At 73.8% G+C, this 5,435-nt stretch carries 4 protein-coding genes; 2 read left to right on the top strand and 2 right to left on the bottom strand.

The annotated features are described in order from the left end of the window. A partial coding sequence (locus JHD21_RS20145) for a circularly permuted type 2 ATP-grasp protein (RefSeq protein ID WP_292678958.1) occupies positions 1-685 on the bottom strand: 685 nt, incomplete at its 3' end. A 15-nt stretch (positions 686-700) separates the two neighbouring features. Then, positions 701-3,979, bottom strand: coding sequence for a transglutaminase family protein (locus tag JHD21_RS20140; protein ID WP_292678956.1), 3,279 nt, complete (start codon positions 3,977-3,979; stop codon positions 701-703). A 104-nt stretch (positions 3,980-4,083) separates the two neighbouring features. Between JHD21_RS20140 and JHD21_RS20135 the strand changes: the two genes are divergently transcribed. Together JHD21_RS20135 and JHD21_RS20130 are read left to right on the top strand one after the other, a co-directional pair. Next, on the top strand, positions 4,084-4,656 hold the full coding sequence (locus tag JHD21_RS20135) for a metalloregulator ArsR/SmtB family transcription factor (RefSeq protein WP_292678953.1): 573 nt from the start codon (positions 4,084-4,086) through the stop codon (positions 4,654-4,656). Further along, positions 4,653-5,435, top strand: a 783-nt coding sequence (locus JHD21_RS20130; protein ID WP_292678949.1) for an MFS transporter, incomplete at its 3' end; no start/stop codon positions are given. The genes JHD21_RS20135 and JHD21_RS20130, both read left to right, overlap by 4 nt.

Here is a 5,435-nt window from a genome sequence, read left to right as displayed (position 1 = left end):
GGTCGCCCTGGGCGGACTGGAGCAGGGCCGAGCGCAGCGCCCAGAAGTACGGCTCCATCCGGTGCAGGCCGGCCTCGCGGTAGAGCTCCGGCATGACCCGGGAGACCACCCGCCGGTTCTCCATCGCGTAGCCGATTCCGGACGGCGCCTGCGCGCGGTCCGCCAGCACCCGCCACCGGCCTTCGGCGTCGCGGCCCAGGTCCGTCGCCGAGAACACCAGCGGCCGCGGGTCGCGCGCGGAGGGACGGGCGACGACCCGGGTGAAGCCGCCGTGCCCGAGGACGACGGCGGGCGGGACCAGGCCGTCGCGGAGCAGGGTCTGCTCGGCGTAGAGGTCGGCCAGGATGGCGTTCAGGAGCTCGGCCCGCTGGGCGAGACCGACCTCGAGCGGCGCCCACGACGCGGCGTCGATGATCAGGGGGACCGGGTCGAGCTGCCACGGCCCGGACCCCTGACCGGGACGCGCGTAGGTCACGCCGTCGTCGGCCAGGAACGCCGTGATGTCGCCGTCGACGCGCCGCAGGTCGGCCGGCGTGATCGCGACGGCCACCTCGGCCAGGCCCTTCCACGCCGGCCGCAGCGCGCCGTCCGGGCCGACTACCTCGTCGTAGCGTGCCGGCTCCTCGGCGCCTCCGATCAGTGGCGGCTGGGAGAGCGCGCTGGCGTAGTCCCGGAGCACGGTCACGGCATCACGACGGTCTCAGGACTGCGGGACGCGCCGCAGGTCGAGGGTGCGCGGGTAGTCGGCGGTGGCCGCGCGCCGGCCGGCCTCCTGCATGCCGGCCACGTCGAGCCGGCCCGGGGTGTGGCCGAACGGCTCGAACCGGCTGGCCCGCCGGGCCTCCGCCTCGTTGGCGTTGACCGGGGGGTGGTCGTAGGCCCGGCCGCCCGGGTGGACCACGTGGTAGGTCGCGCCCCCGAGGCTGGTCGCGGTCCCGGTGTCGACGACCTCGACCCGCAGCGGCGCGTGCACCTCGATCGACGGGTGCAGCGCCGACCAGGGCTGCCACGCGCGGTAGCGGATGCCGGCGTACCACTCGTCGGCTGAGCCGGTCGGGGTGAGGGGCACCGGAACACCCTGGCACGTGACCAGGTGCCGCGAGGGGTCGATCCCCCGCACCGAGACCTGGACCCGCTCGACCGAGCTGTCGACGTAGCGGGCGGTGCCGCCGGCGGTCGCCTCCTCACCCAGGACGTGCCAGGGCTCGACCGCCTGGCGCAGCTCGAGCTCGATGCCGTCGACGGTCGTGTGCCCGAGCCGTGGGAACCGGAACTCCGTGAACGGCGCCAGCCAGGACTCCTCGAAGGCGATGCCGTGCCGGCGCAGGTCGGCGACGACCTCGCCGATGTCGGCGATCGCCCCGTGCGGCAGCAGGAAGTCCTCGTGCAGCGCCGTCCCCCAGCGCACCAGCGGGTCGCGGTGCGGCCGCTCCCAGAACATCGCGACCAGGCCGCGGACCAGGAGCGCCTGCACCAGCGCCATCTGCGGGTGCGGCGGCATCTCGAAGCCGCGCAGCTCGAGCAGCCCGAGCCGCCCCCGCGAGGAGTCGGGGCTGTAGAGCTTGTCGACGCAGAGCTCGGCGCGGTGGGTGTTGCCGGTCAGGTCGGTGAGCAGGTGCCGCAGGGCCCGGTCGACCAGCCACGGGCGCGGCTCGCCGCCCGCGTCCTCCTGCTGGGCGGTCAGGCGAGTGATCTCGGCGAGCGCGATCTCCATCTCGTAGACCGCCTCGGGACGGCCCTCGTCGAACCGCGGCGCCTGGCTGGTGGGACCGATGAACCGACCCGAGAAGAGATAGGAGAGCGAGGGGTGCCGCTGCCAGTAGGACACCAGGCTGGCCAGCAGGTCGGGCCGGCGCAGCAGCGGCGAGTCGACCGGCTGCCGGCCGCCGAGCGTGAGGTGGTTGCCGCCACCGGTGCCGGTGTGCGAGCCGTCGAGGTCGAACTTCTCGGTGGCCAGGGCCTCGGCCCGGGCGGCGGCGTAGAGCGTGGTCGTCAGGTCGCGCAGCTCGGGCCAGGACTGCGTGGGCTGCACGTTGACCTCGATGACGCCCGGGTCGGGCGTGACGGCGAGCTGGGTCAGCCGCGGGTCCGGCGGCGGCGGGTAGCCCTCGAGCACGACCGGTACGCCGAGCCTGCGGGCCGCCACCTCGACCAGCCGGAGCAGGTCGGTGTAGTCCTCGAGCCGCTCGGTCGGCGGCAGGAAGACGTGCACGTGGCCGTCACGGGCCTCGAACGCCAGCGCCGTGGTGGGGACGCCGTCGGGGTCGCAGAGCGAGACGGTCGGGACCTTGGGCTCCAGCGGCGGCCCCGCCTCGAGGTACGACGGCTCCCCGGCGTACTCCGGGTCCTTCCAGGCGATCGAGTCCAGCGGCAGCCGGAGCCCGACCGGGCTGGTGCCCGGCGTGAGGACCAGGCGGCCGCGCCGGAACCGCCACACCGGGCTCGTCCACTCCTCGCCGGTGACCAGCGGGAGGACCCAGCCGGTCGGCTCGGTGACGTCGGCGTCGAGCTTGGCCACCAGTGCCGGCTCGGGGTCGTCGGCCCCCTGGTCCGGCTGCTCGCCGTGCGGCTGCCGGACGTGGTCGGCGAGCGCGGCGAACGGGTCCTCGAACGCAGGCCGGAGCTGCTCGGCCGGCAGGCCCAGGACCTGCGTGATCCGTCGTGCCAGCGCCTCCGTGCGCTCTTCGGCCTCGGGGTCGGCGCCGGCCTCGCTCCACGGGTCGGCGAACAGCTGGGGGTCCTGCCAGAGCGGCACACCGTCGGTGCGCCACTGGAGCGCGATGTTCCAGCGCGGCAGCGGCTCGCCCGGGTACCACTTGCCCTGGCCCCGGTGGACCACGCCGCCGGCGGCGTACGTCTGGCGGAGCCGCTCGGCCAGCCGGCTCGCGAGCTCGCGCTTCTCGGGACCGTCGGCATCGGTGTTCCACTGGTCGCTGACCATGTCGTCCCGGGAGACGAAGGTGGGCTCACCGCCCATCGTCAGCCGCACGTCGCCACTGTCCAGGCGGGCGTCGACCGCGTGTCCGAGCGCGTCGATCCGGGCCCACTGCTCCTTGCTGTACGGCGCCGTCACGCGCGGGTCCTCGTGCACCCGGGTGACCTCGTTGAGGAAGCCGAAGGTGACCTCCACCGGCTCGGTCGCGCCCTCGATCGGTGCCGCGCTGCTGGGGTGCGGGGTGGCGCTCAGCGGGATGTGCCCCTCGCCGGCGAACAGCGCGCTGGTCGGGTCGAGGCCGACCCAGCCCGCCCCGGGGACGTAGACCTCGGCCCAGGCGTGGAGGTCGGTGAAGTCCGCGGTCGGCCCGGCCGGGCCGTCGTTCGCCTCGGTCACGTAGGCGTCGGGCGCGAGCTGGACCAGGTAGCCCGACACGAACCGGGCGGCCAGGCCGTACTGCCGGAGCAGGCTGACCAGGAGCCACGCGCTGTCCCGGCAGGACCCGATCCGCCGGGCCAGCGTCTCGTCAGGGGTCTGGACGCCGGGCTCCATCCGCACGTCGTAGGCGACGTCGCGGTGGACGGCACTGTTGAGGTCGGAGAGGAACTGCACCGTGGGCGTGCCGCCCTCGGGAGGCTCAGGCAGCGTCTCGCGCCATCCGGCCGCGGCCACGCTGTCGTCGACGGGGCGGAGGTAGGGCGCCAGGTCGGCGGCCAACGTGGGCTCGTAGGCGAAGGGGAACTGCTCGGCGTACTCCTCGATGAAGAAGTCGAACGGGTTGATCACCATCAGGTCCGCGACCAGGCCGACGGTGATCTCGAGCGTCGTCACCTTCTCGGGGAAGACCAGCCGGGCCAGCCAGTTGCCGAACGGGTCCTGCTGCCAGTTGAGGAAGTGGTTCTTCGGCGTGACCTCGAGCGAGTAGGCCTCGATGGGGGTCCGGCAGTGCGGCGCCGGGCGGAGACGCACCACGTGCGGGCCCACCTCGACCGGGCGCGCGAACGAGTACGTCGTGCGATGGGTCAGGCCGACCTTGGTGGACACCGCCCCACCCTAAGGACGCCACGGTCACCACCGTGTTTCGTCTCCGGGAGCAATCCGCAAAGAAATCTTTGCAAATGCTTCTTTGTGGTTCTAGGGTGTCGGCCATGGAGCTGACCCGGATCACCCCAGGGGCCGAGGGCCTGCGCGCCCTGAGCCATCCCGTCCGGCTCCGGATCCTCGGACTCCTCCGCGCCGAGGGCCCCGCGACCGCGACCAGCCTGGCCGTCAGGCTCGGCCTCAACAGCGGTGCGACCTCCTACCACCTCCGGCAGCTCCACCAGCACGGCTTCGTCGTCGACGACGTCGACCGCGGCAACGGGCGCGAGCGCTGGTGGCAGGCCGCGCACCAGTCGACCACGACCGAGCCCCCGAGGAACGCGGACGAGCGGTCGGCGCAGGACGCGTTCCTCCAGGCGATCGCGGTGGTGCAGACCGAGCTCCTGCAGCGCGCCGTCGAGGAGCACGAGCTGCTGCCGGATCCGTGGCGCGAGGCGTCGAGGTTCAGCGACTGGATGGTCCGCGTGACCCCGGGAAAGGCCGCCGCCCTGGTCGCCGCGATGGAGGCGCTCGTCGAGGACGTCGAGGAGGACGACGACGAGACCGAGGGCGTGGGTGACTTCCTGGTCGTCATGCAGGCCTACCCGCGGCCCGGCACGGAGTCGAGCCCTCCGTCATGACCGCTCCCGTGGCCGGCCGGCGCCCGCTCTACGGCTGGCTGACCTCCGAGGCCATCTCGCTGACGGGCACCCGGATCTCCATGGTGGCACTGCCGTTCTTCGTCTACACGACCACCGGCAGCGCCGAGAAGACCGGGCTCGTGGCGCTCGCGGAGATGCTGCCGCTGGTGCTGACGAAGGTCCTCGGCGGACCGGTGATCGACCGCGTGGGCGCGCGCCGGGTGAGCATCACCTGCGACCTGGGCAGTGTGCTCGCGGTGGGCTCGATCCCGCTGCTGCACCTGCTGGGCTGGCTGCCGTTCGGGGTGTTCCTGGGTCTGGTCGCCCTGGCCGGCGCCCTGCGCGGTCCCGGTGACGCGGCCAAGCACGCGCTGGTCCCGCGGCTGGTCAGCGAGGCGGCCGTGCCGATGGAGCGCGCGACCGGTCTGCACTCCACGGTCGAGCGCACCGCCGGGCTGCTGGGGGCGGGCGTCGGTGGCGGCCTCGTCGCCGCCATCGGCCCGACGAACGCCCTGGTCGTGGACGCGGCCAGCTTCGGCCTCTCCGCGCTCGTCCTCGCGTGGGCGACCGCGGACCTGGCCCGGGCGGGCGCGCCGGAGGCCGAGCCGGTCGAGCCGGTCGAGCCGGTCGAGGAGACGTCGTACCTCCAGCAGCTGAGGGAGGGCTGGGCGTTCCTCCGGGGCGACCGGGTCCTGGTCGGGATCACCGTGATGGTCGCGCTGACCAACCTCATCGACATGGCGTGGGCCGGGGTCCTGGTCCCGGTCTGGGGGGTCGAG

Source organism: Nocardioides sp. (genome assembly GCF_016462705.1).
Lineage (GTDB): Bacteria > Actinomycetota > Actinomycetes > Propionibacteriales > Nocardioidaceae > Nocardioides.
This window is presented reverse-complemented; position numbering and strand designations above follow the sequence as displayed.

Bases quoted from the DNA above. Each gene is read 5' to 3' on its own strand.
- JHD21_RS20135 (WP_292678953.1), top strand. From the start codon at position 4,084: ATGGAGCTGACCCGGATCACCCCAGGGGCCGAGGGCCTGCGCGCCCTG.